The sequence below is a fragment of the Pseudonocardia spirodelae genome (assembly GCF_037727765.1).
Classification (GTDB): Bacteria; Actinomycetota; Actinomycetes; order Mycobacteriales; family Pseudonocardiaceae; genus Pseudonocardia; species Pseudonocardia spirodelae.
The window spans coordinates 72,010-90,434 of the sequence record NZ_JBBJUP010000015.1 but is presented as its reverse complement, the minus strand read 5'-3'; the positions used below and the strand labels follow the sequence as shown (position 1 = coordinate 90,434).

At 74.1% G+C, this 18,425-nt stretch carries 19 protein-coding genes, 1 tRNA gene and 1 pseudogene; 12 read left to right on the top strand and 9 right to left on the bottom strand.

Annotation, left to right across the window (positions count from 1 at the left end; translation table 11 throughout):
* Nucleotides 1–37: 37 nt before the first annotated feature.
* A complete protein-coding gene (locus tag WJX68_RS18405; RefSeq protein WP_340292608.1) occupies nt 38–784 on the bottom strand; it encodes a methyltransferase domain-containing protein in 747 nt (248 codons plus the stop codon).
* A 22-nt stretch (nt 785–806) separates the two neighbouring features.
* Complete coding sequence (locus WJX68_RS18400) at nt 807–1,019, bottom strand: helix-turn-helix domain-containing protein (RefSeq protein ID WP_340292729.1); 213 nt, start codon at nt 1,017–1,019, stop codon at nt 807–809.
* Nucleotides 1,020–1,215: 196 nt separating this feature from the next.
* On the opposite strand from WJX68_RS18400, the gene WJX68_RS18395 reads away from it, so the two are divergent.
* From WJX68_RS18395 to WJX68_RS18380, 4 genes are all read left to right on the top strand, one after another.
* Nucleotides 1,216–1,884, top strand: coding sequence for a transglutaminase-like domain-containing protein (locus WJX68_RS18395; RefSeq protein ID WP_340292605.1), 669 nt, complete (start codon nt 1,216–1,218; stop codon nt 1,882–1,884).
* A 14-nt stretch (nt 1,885–1,898) separates the two neighbouring features.
* Nucleotides 1,899–2,975 (top strand): MBL fold metallo-hydrolase, encoded by a 1,077-nt coding sequence (locus WJX68_RS18390; RefSeq protein ID WP_340292602.1) that lies wholly within the window; start codon nt 1,899–1,901, stop codon nt 2,973–2,975.
* 227 nt (nt 2,976–3,202) lie between these two features.
* Nucleotides 3,203–3,694 carry a DUF3145 domain-containing protein gene (locus WJX68_RS18385; protein WP_340292600.1) on the top strand — a complete coding sequence of 164 codons (492 nt, stop codon included), beginning with the start codon at nt 3,203–3,205 and terminating at the stop codon, nt 3,692–3,694.
* 46 nt (nt 3,695–3,740) lie between these two features.
* The gene (locus WJX68_RS18380; protein ID WP_340292596.1) at nt 3,741–4,286 is read left to right on the top strand and encodes a hypothetical protein; all 546 of its coding nucleotides are present in this window, start codon (nt 3,741–3,743) and stop codon (nt 4,284–4,286) included.
* Nucleotides 4,287–4,335: 49 nt separating this feature from the next.
* On the opposite strand, the gene WJX68_RS18375 is transcribed toward WJX68_RS18380, so the two are convergent.
* The 5 genes from WJX68_RS18375 to WJX68_RS18355 form a co-directional block, all read right to left on the bottom strand.
* Entirely contained in the window at nt 4,336–5,583 is a 1,248-nt protein-coding gene (locus WJX68_RS18375; protein ID WP_340292594.1) for a beta-ketoacyl-[acyl-carrier-protein] synthase family protein, read from the bottom strand.
* A gap of 49 nt (nt 5,584–5,632) precedes the next feature.
* Nucleotides 5,633–5,875 carry an acyl carrier protein gene (locus tag WJX68_RS18370; RefSeq protein ID WP_068798712.1) on the bottom strand — a complete coding sequence of 81 codons (243 nt, stop codon included), beginning with the start codon at nt 5,873–5,875 and terminating at the stop codon, nt 5,633–5,635.
* A gap of 52 nt (nt 5,876–5,927) precedes the next feature.
* Complete coding sequence (locus WJX68_RS18365) at nt 5,928–6,908, bottom strand: beta-ketoacyl-ACP synthase III (protein WP_340292727.1); 981 nt, start codon at nt 6,906–6,908, stop codon at nt 5,928–5,930.
* A 5-nt stretch (nt 6,909–6,913) separates the two neighbouring features.
* Nucleotides 6,914–7,837 (bottom strand): ACP S-malonyltransferase, encoded by a 924-nt coding sequence (locus WJX68_RS18360; RefSeq protein ID WP_340292589.1) that lies wholly within the window; start codon nt 7,835–7,837, stop codon nt 6,914–6,916.
* 141 nt (nt 7,838–7,978) lie between these two features.
* Nucleotides 7,979–9,382 (bottom strand): PucR family transcriptional regulator, encoded by a 1,404-nt coding sequence (locus WJX68_RS18355; protein ID WP_340292587.1) that lies wholly within the window; start codon nt 9,380–9,382, stop codon nt 7,979–7,981.
* A 9-nt stretch (nt 9,383–9,391) separates the two neighbouring features.
* Between WJX68_RS18355 and WJX68_RS18350 the strand changes: the two genes are divergently transcribed.
* Nucleotides 9,392–10,156: a pirin family protein gene (locus WJX68_RS18350; RefSeq protein WP_340292585.1), complete on the top strand. Its 765-nt coding sequence runs from the start codon at nt 9,392–9,394 to the stop codon at nt 10,154–10,156.
* Between the two features lie 89 nt (nt 10,157–10,245).
* Here the strand turns inward: WJX68_RS18350 and WJX68_RS18345 are convergent, their stop codons facing one another.
* A complete protein-coding gene (locus WJX68_RS18345; protein ID WP_340292583.1) occupies nt 10,246–10,449 on the bottom strand; it encodes a cold-shock protein in 204 nt (67 codons plus the stop codon).
* A 222-nt stretch (nt 10,450–10,671) separates the two neighbouring features.
* Nucleotides 10,672–13,464 (bottom strand): pyruvate dehydrogenase (acetyl-transferring), homodimeric type, encoded by a 2,793-nt coding sequence (aceE, locus tag WJX68_RS18340; protein ID WP_340292580.1) that lies wholly within the window; start codon nt 13,462–13,464, stop codon nt 10,672–10,674.
* Between the two features lie 388 nt (nt 13,465–13,852).
* Between aceE and WJX68_RS18335 the strand changes: the two genes are divergently transcribed.
* From WJX68_RS18335 to WJX68_RS18305, 7 genes and pseudogenes are all read left to right on the top strand, one after another.
* Complete coding sequence (locus tag WJX68_RS18335; RefSeq protein ID WP_340292725.1) at nt 13,853–14,284, top strand: DUF3052 domain-containing protein; 432 nt, start codon at nt 13,853–13,855, stop codon at nt 14,282–14,284.
* Nucleotides 14,281–14,742, top strand: a complete 462-nt coding sequence (locus tag WJX68_RS18330; RefSeq protein ID WP_340292723.1) for a peroxiredoxin — start codon at nt 14,281–14,283, stop codon at nt 14,740–14,742. The genes WJX68_RS18335 and WJX68_RS18330 overlap by 4 nt, the downstream gene beginning before the upstream one ends.
* A gap of 15 nt (nt 14,743–14,757) precedes the next feature.
* A tRNA-Val gene (locus WJX68_RS18325) sits at nt 14,758–14,829 on the top strand.
* A gap of 90 nt (nt 14,830–14,919) precedes the next feature.
* A pseudogene (locus tag WJX68_RS18320) lies at nt 14,920–15,093 on the top strand (nucleotidyltransferase domain-containing protein); the annotation flags it as partial.
* Between the two features lie 199 nt (nt 15,094–15,292).
* Complete coding sequence (locus WJX68_RS18315; RefSeq protein WP_340292577.1) at nt 15,293–16,243, top strand: CPBP family glutamic-type intramembrane protease; 951 nt, start codon at nt 15,293–15,295, stop codon at nt 16,241–16,243.
* Between the two features lie 5 nt (nt 16,244–16,248).
* Entirely contained in the window at nt 16,249–17,853 is a 1,605-nt protein-coding gene (locus WJX68_RS18310; protein ID WP_340292574.1) for an alpha/beta fold hydrolase, read from the top strand.
* Between the two features lie 318 nt (nt 17,854–18,171).
* Nucleotides 18,172–18,423 (top strand): hypothetical protein, encoded by a 252-nt coding sequence (locus WJX68_RS18305; protein WP_340292572.1) that lies wholly within the window; start codon nt 18,172–18,174, stop codon nt 18,421–18,423.
* The last annotated feature ends 2 nt before the right edge of the window (nt 18,424–18,425 follow it).

Below are 18,425 nucleotides of genomic sequence, written 5' to 3'. Positions count from 1 at the left end.
CCGATGGCGGTGCCCGCGCGCCACGGCGCGCCGGGTGTCAGGGCCGGGTGGCGCCGAGGAACCAGCGGTCCAGCGAGAACGGGTCGTCGCCGCAGGCCGCGACCCCGGCCGCCCACGCGTCGACCTCGGCGCGGGTCAGCCCGCACCGCCCCGGGGCGGCGTCGGCCACCATCTCCCGCAGCGCCGCGCCGTAGCCGGTGGAGGCCGGTCCGCGCATCGGCGCCCGGTGCGTCCACTCGCCGGTGAACCCGGCCCGGGCCAGCAGCGGGCCCAGCTGGTGCGGCAGCCGTGGCCGCGGCACCGTGGTGCACCAGGCGTCGCGGACGCGGCGGTGGCGGTCCTGCCCCGGTCCCGGCCAGTGCAGCGAGGACCAGTCGGTGTCGAGCACCAGCAGCCGTCCGCCGCCGGGGCGCAGGACCCGGTGCAGCTCGGCGACGGCGGCCGGCACGTCGGCCACGAACTCGAGCACCTGCAGGCAGGCGACGGCGTCGAAGGGCCCGTCGGGCAGCGACCCGCGCCCGGACAGGGCACGCTGCTCGACGACCGCGCGGGTCCCGCAGCGGCGCCGTGCCAGCGTCACCATCACCGGGTCCGGGTCGACGCCCGTCGCGCCGGGCCCGGCGGCCCGCGCCACCTCGTCCAGCAGCTGCCCCGGCCCGGTGCCGACGACCAGCACGCGCTCCCCGGGACGCGGCCGCAGCAGCTCCAGGGTGCGCGCCCGCTCGGTCCGCGCCTCGTCCGTGTCGTAGGTGTCCGCGACCCGTCGCGCGCTCGCGGCGTCCACCGGCAGCATCACGGGCCCCGCCTCACCCGCCGGTGTAGCGGGCCGACTCGATCAACGTCTCCACCGACTCCGGCGGTACCCGGAACGACCGCCCGAACCGCACCGCCGGGAGCTCCCCGGAGTGCACCAGCCGGTACACCGTCATCCGGGAGACCCGCATCCGGTCGGCCACCTCCGCCACGGTGAGGAACGGCGCGTCCTGCCCGGACCGTTGCTCCGGGATCCCTGCCGCCATGCTGCGCCCCTCCTCGTCGCCGACCCGCCCCCAGGTCGACCTCGCGATCACCGAACGCACGGACGGTAGCGCGGATCGGACCACCCTCCCGGTGCGAACGTGTCCCACCCTCGGGTGGACTGTCCGGAAGATGTCGGCTCCGGGTGTCCGTCCGGACACGCGGGGTGATCGCGAACGGGCGTAGGGTGGGGCGGCCATGGATCGTCACGCGCCGCCGTCCGGGGCCGACCGGGAGCCCGGCCGGTTCACCGACGCCGACCACCCGGCCGTACGGGCCTTCACCGACCGCGTCGTCGCGGGCGCGGCCGACGACCGCTCGCGCGCGGTCGCACTGTTCACCGCGGTGCGCGACGAGATCCGCTACGACCCGTTCCGGATCGCGACCGGCCCCGGGGACTACCGGGCGAGCGCCGTCGCCGTCGCGCCGTCGAACTGGTGCGTGCCCAAGGCGGTGCTGCTCACCGCGGCGGCGCGGGCCGCGGGCATCCCGGCCCGGCTCGGGTTCTCCGACGTCCGCAACCACCTGTCCACCCCGCGGCTGCGGGCCCGGATGCGCGGCTCGGACCTGTTCGTCTGGCACGGCTGGACGGCGCTGTGGCTCGACGGGCGCTGGGTGAAGGCCACCCCGGCGTTCAACGCGGAGCTGTGCGCCCGCTTCGGCGTCGCGCCGATCGGGTTCGACGGCACCGCCGACGCGCTGATGCACGAGTTCGACGGCGACGGCGCCCGCCACATGACCTACACCCGTGACCGCGGCACCTTCCACGACCTGCCCCTCGACGAGGTCCTGGCGACCTTCCGCGACCACTACGGCGAGGGGATGTTCACCGCGGACGCCGGGGGGACCGACGCGTTCACGTCGTGAACTAGGGTCGGGTGGTGACCGCCCCGACGACCGTGACCGACGACGACCCGGACGGCGACTGGACCGCGTCCGGGGTGTTCCGGTGCGCCCCCGGCGTGTACCGGATCCCGCTCCCGCTGCCGCAGGACGGCCTGCGCGCGGTGAACGTCTACGCACTGGCCGACGACACCGGCTGGACGCTCGTCGACTCCGGCTGGGCCATCGACGAGGCCCGTGACCTGCTCGGCAAGGCCCTCGCCGCGCTCGGGTCGGGCTTCGGCGACGTCCGCCGGTTCCTGGTCACCCACGCCCACCGCGACCACTACACGCTGGCCTCGGTGCTGCGCCGCGAGTACGGCAGCCGGGTTCTGCTGGGTGCGGGGGAGCGGCCCAACCTGGAGATCATCGCCGACCCGGACCGCCCGCACGGCGAGCCCGACCGGACCAGGCTGCTGCGCTGCGGCGCCACCGGCATCGTCGAGGAGATCGGGCGCCTGGGCCCGTGGCCGCGCCCGGCCGCCGAGGAGTGGGAGGCGCCCGACGAGTGGATCGCCGACCGCGCCGCGATCGCCGTCGCCGATCCCGCGGGCACCCGCACGCTGACCGCGCTGGAGACCCCGGGCCACACCCGCGGGCACCTCGTGTTCGCCGACGAGGCCCACGAGCTGCTGTTCGCCGGGGACCACGTGCTGCCGCGGATCACGCCGTCGATCGGGCTGCAGCCGGCGCCGGTCGCCAGCCCGCTCGGCCAGTTCCTGGACTCGCTGCGGCTGGTCCGCTCGCGTCCCGACGCGACGCTGCTGCCGGCGCACGGCCCGGTCGGCGGGCGGGCGCACGCCCGAGTGGACGAGCTGCTGGCCCACCACGACGTCCGGCTCGCCCAGTGCCGCGACGCCGTCGCCGCCGGTCACCCGACGGCCGACGCCGTCGCCCGGGTCCTGCGCTGGACCCGCCGCGAGCACCGGCTCGGGGACATGGACCTGTTCAACCGGATGCTCGCGGTGCTGGAGACCGGGGCGCACCTGGACGTGCTCGCCGACCGCGGCGAGCTGCGCCGCCGCGAGGCGCCCGACCCGGCCACCGGCGCGGTCCTCGCCACCTACACCGCCTGACCCGCGCGCCGGGGCGCGACACGCCGTGGCCGGTTCACCCGGTGGTCGTGTCGGGGTGGCTCCCCGGAGCGGAATCGGGCAGAGTGAGGCCACCGATCGTCCACACACGCCACGGAGGTCACCACACCCACACGCAGCACATCCGTACCGCGGGTCTCCAGCACACGCCGCCGCACGCCGAGGACGTAGGGGAAGACGATCCTCGTCGACGACAGCGGAGGTTGGCAGTGAGCACACGCGGAGTGGTGTTCGTCCACTCGTCGCCGACTGCGGTCTGTCCGCACGTCGAGTGGGCGCTCTCGGGCGTTCTCGGAACGCGGGTCTCCCTCGAGTGGTCCGCGCAGCCGGTCGCGCCTGGGCAGATGCGGGCCGAGTGCACGTGGAGCGGTCCCGCCGGCAGCGGCGGGGCACTCGCCGGTGCGCTGCGGGCCTGGTCGATGTTGCGGTTCGAGGTGACCGAGGAGCCGAGCCCCGGCATGGACGGGGAGCGGTTCATGCACGTCCCGGGCCTGGGCATGTGGCACGGGCGCACCAGCGCCAACGGTGACGTCGTGCTGCCCGAGGACCAGCTGCGCGCGGTCATGGCCGAGCACGGCGGGGCCGGGCTGTCGCGACGCCTGGACCAGCTGCTCGGCACCGCCTGGGACGACGAGCTGGAGTCCTTCCGCTTCGCCGGCGACGGCGCCGCCGTCACCCTACTGACCCACCGGGTCGGCTGAGCGCTCCGCCGCCGGGCAGACTGTCCGGCATGGTCGGGGGGCGACGGTGAACGGGCGGGCGGCGATCACGGCCGGTGTGCTGCTGGTGGCGCTCGTGGCCGTCGGCGGGTTCGCGTGGACGGTGTCCGGCGCGACCCGCTCCGGGGTGGCGCCGGCGTCCGCGCCGCCCGCGGTGCCCGACAGCGGGGCCGGCAGCGGCGTCGTGAGCGTCAGCGCGGGGGCGGCCGAGCATCCGGCCGCGCAGCTCGTGCTGGAGCAGGTGCAGCTGTACTTCAACGCCGTCAACGGGCGCGACCACGCCACCTGGACGCGCGTCGTCAGCCCGGAGACCGCGGGCCGCGAGACCCGCGAGGCGTGGCTCGACGGGATCGGCTCGACCACCGACGGCACCATCCGGATCGACCGCATCGACCCCGCGCCCGGTGGCGGGGTGCTCGCGCTGGTGCGCTTCGTCAGCGTCCAGGCCCCCGACGACGGCCCGCCCGGCCTGCAGGTCGGACGGATCTGCTGGCAGGTGGCCTACCCGATGGCGGGGTCCCCGCCGCGGCTCGGCGTCGGCGACCCGAACGGGGTCCTGCGCGCACCCTGCTGAGGCCGGGAGCGGTTCCCGGGGCGCGGCCCCGGGAACCGTCCACGAGCCGTCAGGCCTTGGTGAACACCAGCGAGGCGTTGTGCCCGCCGAAGCCGAACGAGTTGTTGACGGCCGCGTCGACCACGGTCTTGCGCGGCTCGCCGGCGACGACGTCCAGCTCGACCTTGGGGTCCTTGTCGACGAGGTTGAGCGTCGCGGGGATGATGTCGTCGCGCACGGTGAGCAGCGCGATGATCCCCTCGACGGCCCCGGCGCCACCCACGAGGTGCCCGAGCGCCGACTTCGGCGCGGTGAGCACCGGGTGGTCGCCGAGCGCCCGCTTCACCGCCGTCGCCTCGCCCACGTCCCCGACGACGGTCGAGGTCGCGTGGCAGTTGACGTGGGTGATGTCGGAGGCGGACAGGCCGGCCCCGGCCACCGCCTTCGTCATCGCCCGGATCTGGCCCTCGCCCTCCGGGTCGGGCCCGGTGATGTGGTACGCGTCCGAGGTCAGGCCGATGCCCGCGAGGCGGCCGTGCACGGTCGCGCCGCGCGCCTTCGCGAACTCCTCGCGCTCGAGCACCAGCACGCCGGCGCCCTCGCCGAGGACGAAGCCGTCCCGCCCGGTGTCGAACGGCCGGGAGGCGCGCTCCGGGTCGTCGTTGCGGGTGGACAGCGTCCGGGACTGGACGAAGCCGGCCACGGTGATCGGCACGATGCAGGACTCGGCGCCGCCCGCGAGGACGACGTCGACCTCCCCGTCGCGCAGCAGCTTGTAGGCCCAGGCCAGGGCCTCGGCGCCGGTCGCGCACGCCGAGGCGGGGGAGTGCACCCCGCCCTTGGCCTTGTACTCCAGGCTGACCAGCGCGGCCGGGCCGTTCGGCATCAGCATCGGCACGGTCAGCGGCGAGACCTTGCGCAGGCCGTGCTCCTCGAGCAGGTCGTCCTGCGCGAGCAGCGTCGGCGCCCCGCCGATCCCCGCCCCGATGACGACGGCGAGCCGCTCGCCCTCGACGGCGGCCCCGTCCTCGCCGGGGACCGCGCCGAGCCCGGCGTGCTCCCAGGCCTCCTTGGCGGCGACCATCGCGACCTGCTCGCAGCGGTCCATCCGGCGGGCCTGCACGCGGGGCAGGACCTCGGTGGGCTCCACCGCGAGCTGGGCCGAGATGTGCACCGGCAGGTCGAACCGCTCGGTCCAGTCGGCCCGGGTCGGGCCCACCCCGGACTTGCCGGCGAGCAGCGCCTCCCAGGTGGAGGCGGCGTCCCCGCCGAGCGGGGTGGTGGCCCCGAAACCGGTGACGACCACTCCGTCGGTCATGACGTCTCCTTCTCCCCGGCGGGGCGTGCGTGCTGCCCGCCGGTGGGGCTCACTGGTGCTTGGAAATGAAGTCGACGGCGTCGCCGACGGTCTTGAGCTCGGCGAGCTGGTCGTCCGGGATCTTGGCGCCGAACTTGTCCTCGGCCTGTACGGCGATCTCCACCATGGACAGCGAGTCGATGTCCAGGTCGTCCACGAAGGACTTCTCCGGGGTCACCTCGGCGGTGTCGATGCCGGCGACCTCCTCGACGATCTCGGCCAGCCCGGACAGGATCTCGGCGTTGTCAGCCACGATGGTTCTCCTTGCGCGGTGGTTGGGGTTCTGTGCCAGGTCGCGGCGCCCGTCAGGGGCAGACCACGACCTGTCCGGCGTAGGACAGCCCTGCGCCGAAGCCTACGAGGAGCAGCACGTCGCCGGACCGTACCCGGCCGGCGGCGCGCATGTGGTCCAGCGCCATCGGGATCGACGCGGACGAGGTGTTGCCCGAGTGCACGATGTCGTCGGCGACGACCATGTCCTCGCGCGCGCCCTTCTGGCGCAGCTTCTTCGCGATCGCCTCGACGATGCGCAGGTTCGCCTGGTGCGGGATCAGCACGTCGATGTCGGCCGGGGTCAGCCCGGCCCGGTCGACGGCCTCCAGCGCGACCGGGGCGATCGCCGTCGTCGCCCAGCGGAAGACCGACTGGCCCTCCTGGTGCAGCTTGTTCGTCGACTCCGACAGGATCCGGATGGTGGACGCGATGTCCCCGGCGCTGCCCCAGGCGACGGGGCCGACACCGACCTCGTCCTCGGTCGTGGCCGGGCCCAGCAGGGCCGCGCCCGCGGCGTCGGCGAAGATGATGCAGGTCGAGCGGTCGTCCCAGTCGACCCAGTCCGACAGCTTCTCCGCGCCGATCACCAGCACGTGACGCGCACTGCCGGAGCGGATCATGTCCGCGCCGACGGCGGTGGCGTAGCAGAAGCCGGCGCAGGCGGCGTTCAGGTCGAACGCGGCGACGCCGTTCGCGCCGACCCCGGTCGCGACCTGGGCCGCGGCGTTGGGGATCGGGTTGGGCATCGTGCAGGTGGCGACGACGACGGCGTCGATCGCGGACGGGTCGACGCCCGCGTCGGCCAGTGCCGCCCGCCCGGCCTCGATCGCCATCTGCGGCAGGGTGGTGTCGGCGTCGGCGATGCGGCGCTCGGCGATCCCGACCCGGCTGCGGATCCAGGCGTCGTCGGTCTCGACGCGCTTCTCCAGGTCGGCGTTGGTGACGACGTGGGAGGGCTGGGAGCTGCCGATGCCCAGGAAGCGGGCGCCGGCGACCGGCTGGGCGAGACGCATGCGGCTCACTTCCCGTGCTCGGAGATCAGGTCGACGGCCGCGTCGAGCTGCTCGGGGGTCTTCAGCGCGAGCGTCGGGGTGCCCTTGACCGCGCGCTTGACCAGCCCGGTCAGCGTCGCGCCCGGGGGCAGCTCGAGGGTCGCGCCGACCTCGCGGGCCGCGAGGGTGTCCATGCAGGCGTCCCAGCGGACCGGGCGGGTCACCTGGGCGACCAGGCGGCGCAGCGCCTCGGCCCCGGAGTCGACGGTGCCGCCGTCGGCGTTGGACAGCAGGGTCAGCGTGGGGTCCGACACCGGGACCGAGCCCGCGTGGCTCTCCAGCGCGGCACGGGCGGGCTCCATGTGCGCGGTGTGGAACGCCCCCGCGACCGGGAGCTCCTTGACCCGCGCCTTCTCCGGTGGGGCGGCGACCAGCTCGGTGATCGCCTCCTTCGCCCCGGCCGCGACGATCTGCCCGGCGCCGTTGCGGTTGGCCGGGTCCAGGCCCAGCTCCGCGAGACGGGCCAGCACGACCTCCTCCTCGCCGCCGAGGACGGCGGCCATCGAGGTGGGTGCGGCGGCGCAGGCGGCGGCCATCTCGCGGCCGCGGACCCCGGCGAGGGCGACCGCGGCGTCGTCGGTCAGGACCCCGGCGATCGCGCAGGCGGTGATCTCGCCGATCGAGTGCCCGGCGACGACCGTCGCGGGCGGGAGCTCGACGCGCTCGCGCAGCCGGCGCGCGGCCAGCAGCCCGAGGGTGACGATCAGCGGCTGGGTGACCGCGGTGTCGGTGATCTCGCCGGCGTCGGCGGTGGTGCCCAGGCGGACGAGGTCCAGGCCGACGGCCTCGGACCAGCCGGCGACGGCCTCCGCGGCGGCGGGATCCTCCAGCCACGGGGCGAGCATGCCGGGGGTCTGGGCCCCCTGGCCGGGCGCGAGCAGGGCGATCACCGGGACATCACACACCTCTCGGGGGTGGCATCGGGATACCGGTTACGACGAAGTCCGCGCACCGAAGTTGGAGGAAACCTACCAACGGCCGGTGTGACGGGGGCCTCGTTACCGATACGTAGGGGTCGGTGTTTGTAGGGTTCACGACAACGCGCCGCCGACCGGGACGCGCGCGTCGTCCGCCTCGTGATCATGCGCCCCGCCCGGGTCGAGGGGGGTCAGCGGGGTGTGCGCGGCGACGGCGGGGCCGCCGCCCGCCCGTGCGGTGCGGTCCGCGACCAGCGCCGCGCGCAGCACGAAGGCCTCCCGCGGGTCGGTGGGGGAGCGCCCGACGAGCTCCCCGATGCGCCGCAGCCGGTAGCGCACGGTGTTGGGGTGCACGTAGAGCGTGCGCGCGCAGCCCTCCAGGCTGGCGCCGCCCTCGAGGTACGCGGCCAGGGTCCGCAGGAGCTCGCCGCCCGCGTCGTGCAGCGGGGCGAGGACGTCCTCGGCGAGCCGCCGCCGCGCCGCCGGGTCGCCGTGCAGCGCGCGCTCGGGCAGCAGGTCCGCGGCGTCGACCGGGCGCGGGGCGTCCGGGTGGCCGGGGGCGGCGGCGAGCCCGGCGAGGGCCTCGGCGACGGCGGCGCCCGCGGTGGCGAGGTCGGTGCTCGACGGTCCGGAGACGACCGGCCCGGGCCCGAAGTGCGCGGCCACCTCGGCCAGGACGTGCGCGGTGGCGGTGCCGGTGCCGGCGGTCCGCTCGCCCCGCCCCGCGGGCGGTACGGCGCCGGCCGGACGGTCCCCGGGGCCGGGCCGCTCGGCGAGCCGGTCGGTGACGCGGCGGGCCGGGCGCCCGCGCAGGTGCAGCAGCACGACCAGGCGCCGCCCCTGGACGCCGACCAGCACGTCGTGCCCGAGCCGGGCGGCCACCCGGCGCAGCTCCACGATCAGCTGCGGGGACTCCGGGCCCGCGCCGGGCGCCGCGCCGACCAGGCAGTGCACCGGTGCCGCCGGGTCCCAGCCCAGCGCGGCGGCGCGCGAGACCAGCGCGCCGTCGGAGTCGCCGCGCAGCACGGCGTCGACGACGAGGGCCTCCAGCCGGGCGTCCCAGGCACCGCGGGACTCCGCGGCCCCGGCGTAGACGGTGGCGGCCGCGAACGCGATCTCGCGGCCGAAGCGCAGCACCGCCTCGGTCAGCTCGTGACGCTCGTCGGTGCCGTCGGCGAGCGGGGGCAGGTGCTCCTCGAACACGTCGGCCGCGATGCGCACCAGCTCCACGGTCTGGCGCAGGCTGATCCGCCGGGCCAGGTCGCGCGGCGCGATCCGGAACGCCTCGGCGGTCAACGGGGTGGTGCGGTCGGGCTCGCGCAGCCACGCCACGAAGTTCGCGACGCCGGTCTGGGTCACCAGCGAGACGCCCGCCCGCTGGTCGGCGGGCAGCCGGGTGAACCACGGGCAGCGCCGCTCCATCTCGGCCAGGCACGCCGCGGCCAGCGGCGAGGAGGCGAGCTCGAGGCGGCGCAGCGTCGCGGCCGCGACCGGGTGGCGGTGCACGTGCGGCAGCATGACACGACGATGGGCACACCCACAGCGCACGACGGGCCACGCGACCCGCACGTCACCCTGCACCGGGCCGGCCGCAGGCAGCACACCGCCACCGGCCGGATCGAGTCGTGGCACAGCTTCACCACCGGCGCCGAGTACGACCCCGCCAACACCCACTTCGGCCTGCTGCTGCTGCACGACGAGGACCGGCTCGTGCCCGGGCACGGCTACGACGAGCACCCGCACCGCGACACCGAGATCCTCACCTGGGTCCTCGAGGGCGAGCTGGAGCACCGCGACTCCGGCAGCGGCCGCACCACCCGCGTCGGGCCCGGGCGGGTGCAGTACCTCGGCGCCGGGTCCGGTGTGCGCCACTCCGAGGTCGCGACGCCGCAGACCGGGGTGCGGTTCGTGCAGATGTGGGTGGTGCCCGACGAGCCGGGCGGCGACCCGCTGCACGCGGTGCGCGACGCGCGGCCCACGGCCGGTGAGCCGCTCGTGCTCGCGTCCGGGCTGGCCCGCCACCGCGGGAGCGCGCTGCTGGGCCTGCGTCAGCGCGCGGCGGCGCTGACGGTGTTCCGGCTCGCCCCGGGCTCGGCCGGCTCGCTGCCGGCGGCGCCGTTCGTGCACGCGTTCGTGGCGCGCGGGGCCGCGGGGCTGGAGGACGTGCCCGGTGACGCGCTCGCGACCGGGGACGCGGCCAGGCTCGTCGACGACGGCGGCCGGCGGGTCACCGCCGGACCGGACGGGGCCGAGATCCTGGTGTGGGAGATGCACGCGGCGCTGGGGTGGTGAGCCACCCGGGCGCGACGGGCCGCGGCCCGGACGACGGCGCCCGGGCCGGTACGAGGTCGCCGGTCACCGCGGCGCGGTGACCGGACCGGTCACAGCGGGGTGACGCCGCTGGCCTGCGGGCCCTTCTGGCCCTGCTCGATGTCGAACGACACGCGCTGCCCCTCGTCGAGGGTCTTGTAGCCGTTCGTCTGGATCGCCGAGTAGTGCACGAACACGTCCGCACCACCACCGTCGGGAGCGAGGAAGCCGTAGCCCTTCTCGCTGTTGAACCACTTGACGGTGCCCTCTGCCATTCCTGCTCCTCACATCATCGGTCCGGGACACCTCGCCCCGGGCCGCCGGCCAGCGACGCACACGGTCCGCGCCCTGGTCAGGACGGCGTGTCGCGCCGACGAGTGATCGTGGTGACAGCCGTCGCGCGGAGCCTATCGTGATCTGCGCCGCCCTGGGAGGGGCGAAATGCACGACGGCCCGCCTCCCGGTGCGGGAGGCGGGCCGTCGCGGACGGGACGGGGTCAGGCGGCCCCGCCGTCGCCGATCTGCGGGCCGGCGGCCTGCGGGTCGTCGATCTTGTAGCCGGCCGCGGCCTCGGCCGCGGTCTCGGTCTTCACCAGGCCCTGCTTCGCCAGCGCCGACAGCGCGCCGACGACGATGGACTCGGCGTCGACCGCGAAGTGGCGGCGGACGGCCGGGCGGGTGTCGGACAGGCCGAACCCGTCGGTGCCCAGGGACAGGAACGGCGCCGGGGACCACTGGCGGATCTGGTCGGGCACCGCACGCATCCAGTCCGAGACCGCGACGACGGGGGCGTCGCCGTGCTCGCCCTCGCCGAGCTTCGAGGTCACGTACGGCACGACCGGGTCGTCGCCGGGCTTGAGCAGGTTCGCGTGCTCGGCCTCGACGCCGTCGCGGCGCAGCTCGCCCCACGACGTCACCGACCAGACCTCGGCGCGCACGTCCCACTCGTCGGCCAGCATCCGCTGCGCCTGCAGCGCCCACGGCATCGAGACGCCCGACGCCAGCAGGCGGACCACCGGGCCGTTGCCCTCGGGCGCCTGCGCGTAGCGGTACATGCCGCGCAGGATGCCCTCGGCGTCGACGTCCTCGGGCTGCTTGGGCTGGACGTAGGGCTCGTTGTAGACGGTCAGGTAGTAGATGACGTTCTCGGGGTCCTCCCCGAACATCCGCTTCAGGCCGTCCTGGACGATGTGCGCGACCTCGAACGAGAACGCCGGGTCGTAGGCGACGATCGCCGGGTTGGTCGCGGCCAGCAGCAGCGAGTGCCCGTCGTTGTGCTGCAGGCCCTCGCCGGTCAGCGTGGTCCGCCCGGCGGTGGCGCCGACCAGGAACCCGCGGGCCATCTGGTCCGAGGCGGCCCAGATCGAGTCGCCGGTCCGCTGGAAGCCGAACATCGAGTAGAAGATGTAGATCGGGATCATCGGCTCGTCGTGCGTGGCGTACGACGTGCCGGCCGCGGTGAACGACCCGACCGACCCGGCCTCGTTGATGCCCTCGTGCAGGATCTGGCCCTGCTCGGACTCCTTGTAGGCGAGCATCAGGTCCGCGTCGACCGAGGTGTAGTTCTGGCCGTTCGGGTTGTAGATTTTCTGGCTCGGGAACATCGAGTCCATGCCGAACGTGCGGGCCTCGTCCGGGATGATCGGCACGAAGCGGGCGCCGATCTCCTTGTCCTTGATGAGCTCGCGCAGCAGCCGGACGAACGCCATCGTCGTGGCGACCTCCTGCTTGCCCGAGCCCTTCTTGACGAAGTCGTAGACCTTGTCCCCGGGCAGCACCAGCGGCTTGCTGGTGGTGCGGCGCGACGGCAGCGGCCCGCCCAGCTGGCGGCGGCGCTCGCGCAGGTACTGGATCGCGTCGTCGGACTCGCCGGGGTGGTAGTACGGCGGCAGGTACGGGTCGGCCTCGAGCTGCTTGTCGCTGATCGGGATGCGCTGCTCGTCGCGGAACTGCTTGAGGTCGTCGAGCGTCAGCTTCTTCATCTGGTGGGTGGCGTTGCGGCCCGCGAAGTGCGTGCCCAGGCCGTACCCCTTGATGGTCTTGGCCAGGATGACGGTCGGCTGGCCGTGGTGCGCGGTCGCCGCGGCGTAGGCGGCGTGGACCTTGCGATAGTCGTGGCCGCCGCGCTTGAGCTTCCAGATCTCGGCGTCGCTCATCGGCTCGACCAGGGACTTCGTGCGCGGGTCGCGGCCGAAGAAGTGGTCGCGGACGTAGGCGCCGTCGTTGGCCTTGTAGGTCTGGTAGTCGCCGTCGGGCGTGGTGTTCATCAGGTTGATCAGGGCGCCGTCGCGGTCGGCGTGCAGCAGCGAGTCCCACTCGCGGCCCCAGATGACCTTGATGACGTTCCAGCCGGCGCCCCGGAAGAACGCCTCCAGTTCCTGGATGATCTTGCCGTTGCCGCGGACCGGGCCGTCGAGGCGCTGCAGGTTGCAGTTGACGACGAAGTTGAGGTTGTCCAGGCCCTCGTTCGCCGCGACGTGGATCAGGCCGCGCGACTCGGGCTCGTCCATCTCGCCGTCGCCGAGGAAGGCCCACACCTGCTGCTGGCTGGTGTCCTTGAAGCCGCGGTCGCCCAGGTAGCGGTTGAACCGCGCCTGCATGATCGCGTTCATCGGCCCGATGCCCATCGAGACCGTGGGGTACTCCCAGAAGTCCGGCATGAGGCGCGGGTGCGGGTAGGACGGCAGGCCGCCGCCCGGGCCGGCGTGGCTGAGCTCCTGGCGGAAGCCGTCGAGGCGGTCCTCCGACAGCCGTCCCTCGAGGAAGGCGCGGGCGTAGATGCCGGGGGAGGCGTGGCCCTGGATGTAGACCTGGTCGCCGCCGCCGGGGTGCTCCTTGCCGCGGAAGAAGTGGTTGAAGCCGACCTCGTACAGCGTCGAGGACGAGGCGTAGGACGAGATGTGGCCGCCGACGCCGATGCCCGGGCGCTGCGCGCGGTGCACCGTCATCGCGGCGTTCCAGCGCAGCCAGCGCCGGTAGGTCCGCTCGACCTCCTCGTCACCCGGGAACCAGGGCTCCTGGTCGGTCGGGATGGTGTTGACGTAGTCGGTGGTCGTCAGCGAGGGGACGCCGACGTGCTTCTCCCGGGCACGCTGGAGCATGGTCAGCATGAGGTAGCGGGCGCGCTGCCGGCCGGCGTTGTCGAGGACCGCGTCCAGGGAGTCCAGCCACTCGGCGGTCTCCTCGGGGTCGATGTCGGGCAGATGGGCCGCGAGCCCGCCCCGGATGACGTTGACGCGGGGCTTGTCCCCGTTGTCCGAACTGCCGGCCTTGCTGCTCTGCGCGGTCAAGGGTTCTCCCTGCCTGGTCCGTCGGTGGCCGGGATCGCCCGGCCCTGTCGTCCTCGCCGCCTGACGCCTCCCGATCCGCGGGTCGGTGGGGCGGCGCTGCCGGCCGGAGTGAGCGGTCGTGGCGTGGATACGTCCATCGTGCCCGTTCCGGCGCGGGCCCGAAACTCGTCGTTCACGGTTTCGGGTGCTGGGCGCGAGGATAGGTACTACTCGTACGTAACTGAACGGAGGGCCGGGTGACCTGCGCGTCATCGCCGCGGGCCCGCCGGCCGGTTGCATCCGGTCGTGCCCCCGTGATCGGATGCCCCATCCGATTTCGCGCGAAGGGTGGCGCCCGCACGCGGAACCGATGACGATGGACTGCGTGAGCAGCGTGAAAGGGGAACGAGTGGTGACCGCGGCAGATGCCGGTGCGTCCGACATCGCGGCAAAGCTTGGCATCGAGCCGAGCATGATCGTCCAGGAACTCGGCTACGACACCGACGTCGACGACCAGGTCAGGGAAGCCGTCGAGGAGACGACCGGCGAGGAGCTCCTCGACGAGGACGCCCAGGAGGTCATCGACGTCGTCCTCCTGTGGTTCCGCGACGGCGACGGCGACCTCATCGACACCCTCGTCGACGCACGGACACCCCTCTCCGACGAGGGGTTCGTGTGGGTGCTGACGCCGAAGACCGGCCGTGACGGCCACATCGAACCCTCCGAGATCGCCGAGGCGGCACCGACCGCCGGGCTGTCCCAGACGTCCAACGCGACGCTGGGGGAGGACTGGGTCGGCTCGAAGCTCGTCCCGCCGAAGCAGGGCAAGGGCAAGCGCTGAGCCCGGTCGTCGGCGACCGCGCGCCGGACTTCGAGCTCCCCGACCAGCACCGCGCCCCCGTCTCGCTGGGGTCGGTGCTCGGGTCGGGGCGCTCGGCGTTGCTGGTCTTCTTCCCGTTCGCGTTCTCCGGGATCTGCGGTGGCGAACTGACCGCGGTGCAGTCGACGCTCGGGGACTTCCAGAACTCCTCGACCCAGGTGCTGGCGATCTCGTGCGACCCGACGTTCGCGCTGGGGGCCTGGGCCTCCTCGGCGGGGTTCGGGTTCCCGCTGCTGTCGGACTTCTGGCCGCACGGGGCCGTCGCCTCGGCGTACGAGGTGTTCGACGCGCACAAGGGCATGGCCGTGCGGGGGACCTTCCTGGTCCGCCCGGACGGGACCGTGGCCTTCGCGGAGGTGAACCAGCCGGGGCAGCCGCGGGACCAGGACGGGTGGCGGCGGGCGCTGTCGGCCGTGTGAAGATGTGACCGTCCCGGGCGCGTAGCTCAGCGGGAGAGCACTCGGTTTACACCCGAGCGGTCGCAGGTTCGAACCCTGCCGCGCCCACGTCCCTGAGCAGAGTTCGCTGCCTCCACGATCGGTGATCCTGGAGAGCGTGACACGCCGGACCCGCGCGGGCGCGGCCTGCGTCCCGACGTGACGCGGAAGTCCGACGAGATCGGGCCGGCAGGAGGGCCTGCGCCGGTGCAGGCCGACGTCCTCGACGGAGTCGACACGGCGCAGCTCGACGAGGCGTGCCGCCGGTACCGCATCGCGACGCTTCTCGTGTTCGGCTCCGTCGCCCGCGGCGAGCCCACCCCGTCCAGCGACGTGGATCTGCTCGACGAGCTGCGGCCGGGTGCCCGGTCGGGCCGGGAGGGAGCCGTTGCATGGTCTCGACCCGCGCGACCGCCTGCGCGTGCACGGTCGGCCCACCGAGCCGGCGGTCAAGTAGCAGAAGCCTCTGGTTCGAGGCGCGCGGGCACGCTCACCGTGTACGGCCTCGCCCCGACGCCCCTGGAGGCCTGTCGTGTCCCGGTACACCCGTCCGAACCGGATCGTCGTCGGGATCCGCTCCCATCCGCTCACGGCGTTCTTCGTGTGCTCCTACGCGGTCAGCTGGCTGCTGTGGGTGCCCGTCGTCGTCCTGGGCCTGCCGCCGTTCTCGGCCGAGCGGCACGCGCCCGCGTTCTACGTCCTGCCCGGCATCGCCGTCGGGGTCACCGGCACCGCGTTCGCGCTGACGGCCGTCACGCAGGGGCGGGCGGGCGTGCGCCGCCTGCTGCAGCGGCTCGTGTCCTGGCGCGTCGGCGCACAGTGGTGGCTGGTCGCGATCGTGCTGCTGCCGGGGGCGGCGATGCTCGTCGCGGCGGCGCTGGGCACGCCGGACATCGTCGTCGCGTTCGCGCCGGCGTCGCTGACCGCCTACCCGGCCGCCTACATCGTGCACTTCGTCTTCGGCCCGCTGTTCGAGGAGACGGGCTGGCGCGGGTTCGCGCTGCCGCGGATGCAGCACCGATTCGGGGCGTTGAGGGGCACGTTCCTGCTCGGCGTGCTGTGGAGCGCGTGGCACTTCTTCCTGTACGTGCCGGTCTGGTTCGCGACCGGCTTCGTCGACGGCGTGACGGGGCTCGCGATCTTCGTGGTCACCACGACCGCCCTCACCTTCGCCTTCACCTGGCTGACGAACAACACCCGCGCCAGCCTGCTGCTCGCGATCCTCATGCACGGCTCGGTCGACGGCACCGTCACCTACCTGCAAGATCTCGCCGAGCGCGGCGTGATCTCGCACGAGGCGGCCGACCAGGCCATCGGGCTGGGGCAGACGATCGCCTGCGTGCTGCTCGCCGCGGTGCTGCTGGTCGTCACGCGCGGGAGGCTGTCGTACCCGCGCTACGCCCGTGAGGCGGAGGAGCTCGACCTGCACCCGGGCGCCTCGGCCACCGGCACGGGCGACCAGCCGCTGACGGGTGCCCGGTGAGCCGCGTGGCACGCCGCCTCGTGGCGGTGGGCGCGGCCGCGCTGGCCGCGCTCGGGCTCGTCGCCGGCCCGGCGGAGGCGTCGCCCCGGCCCCCTGCACCCACCGTGACGTGGGGCGTGTGCGATCCGGACAGCGGCGGCGGGCAGGCCGGCGGGTTCCAGTGCGCCACCGTCCCGGTTCCGCTCGACTGGGCCCGCCCGCAGGGGCCGTCGATCACGCTCTCGCTCGTGCGCCGCCCGGCCACCGGCCCCGGCCCGCGCATCGGCAGCCTGTTCCTCAACCCCGGCGGGCCCGGCGGCTCGGGCACCGGCCAGATCCCGGGCTGGATCTCGCTGTTGCCGAAGGGCCTGAACGAGCGCTTCGACATCGTGAGCTGGGACCCGCGCGGCGTCGCGGAGAGCAACCCGCCGCAGTGCTTCGACAACCTCGCCCAGGAGCTCGCATTCCTGGGCGACGCCCAGTACTTCCCTGTCGGCGCCGCGGCACAGCGCGCCTACATCGCCACCTACCGCGAGTTCGGGCAGCGGTGCGCCCGCCGCGACACGCAGCACCTGCTCGCGCACGTCTCGACCGCCGACACCGCGCGCGACCTCGACCACCTGCGCCAGGCCGTCGGCGACGCGAAGCTGAGCTACCTCGGCCTGTCCTACGGCACGTTCCTGGGCGCGACCTACGCCGCCATGTTCCCGGACAAGGTCCGCGCGCTCGTGCTCGACGGCAACGTCGCCCCCAGCTCCTGGACGGGCATCGGGCGGCCCGGGTCGACCTCGGGCACCGGCGGGCGCATCGGGTCAGGGCCGGCAGCCGCCCAGGTGTTCGACGACCTCCTGACGCTGTGCGGGCGGACCGACACCGTCCACTGCCCCTTCTCCGCGGGCAGCCCGGCCACGACCCACGCCAAGTTCGCGACGCTGCTCGACCGGCTGCGTCGCGGGCCGATCTCCTTCGGCGGCGTGCCGATCACCTACGAGCAGCTGCTGTCGCAGGCGTCCGACGGGCTGGACATCGTCCAGCCGTTCACCAGCCCGGTGGCCGGCAACTCGGCGAGCGGCTGGAGCGGGCTGGGCACGGCGCTGGAGAAGCTGTGGCGCCTGCGTGACACGCCGGTCCCGCCGCCGGTCACGCCCGAGCCGCCGCCGGCGGGGGTCGGGCCCTACCCGGGCGCCGAGTCGTCCACGGCGATCCAGTGCGGCGACTCGCCGGTCGCGCCGACCGCGCACTTCCCGGCCCTGGCCGCGCAGGCCGAACGTCGTGACGGGCCGATCGCCCTCGACGCGCTGTGGACCGACGAGATCTGCTCGACCTGGCCGGTGAAGGCGGCAGCGCCGTTCCGCGGCCCGTTCGACCGGAGCCGGACGCCGCTGCTCGTACTCAACACCACCTCGGACCCGGCGACGCCGATCTCCAACGCGACGCGCATGGTGGACGAGCTGGACAACGGGTCGCGGCTGCTGACCGTGCGCGGCTACGGCCACACGGTGTTCCTCAATCCGAGCGCGTGTGCGGCCCGGGCCGAGGTGGCCTACCTGACGGGCCTGACCCTGCCCCGCCCGGGCACGGTCTGCGCCCAGGACGCGGCGCCGTTCGCGACGGTCGCCGTACCGGCATGACGACCGGGTCCGGTCCGCCCCCGCTACCGGCGCGGCCGCTCCGTGACGCGTCGCGGACCGCGGCCTGACCGAGGACGAGGAGGCGGGCTCGCCGAGCAGCACGACGGTGCTCGGGCGCGGTGCACGCCGCCCTGGTGACACTCGTGGACGAGGGCTCGGTCGATGTCGTCCCCGGTGCCGGTCGACGAGTCGTCGGCGGGGTCCGGCGTGAACCACCCTCTGTGGGCGAGGTGGCGATGGCACAGTGGGTGCGGTCGTCGCAGGACATGACGCCATGTCACTACCGTCGACAGGGAGCGTGCCGGACCGTTGTCGACCATGAACACGAAGCTGCTGGACATGAGCCTCACCGGCGTCACCGTCGTGTCCGTGACCGTGGTGATCGCCTACTTCGGACTGCTCCACGACACGGGGCTGTTCACGGTGCTGCCGGAACCGGTGACCGGGTTCTTCCTGCAGAACCGGTTCCTGCAGTGGGTGGCGCTGGTCGTGCTCATCGGGGCGCTGGTCGGCAGGACCGTGATCGGACGGTTCGCCGAGCAGCACCGTCGGCAGCGGACGCGGTCGTGACC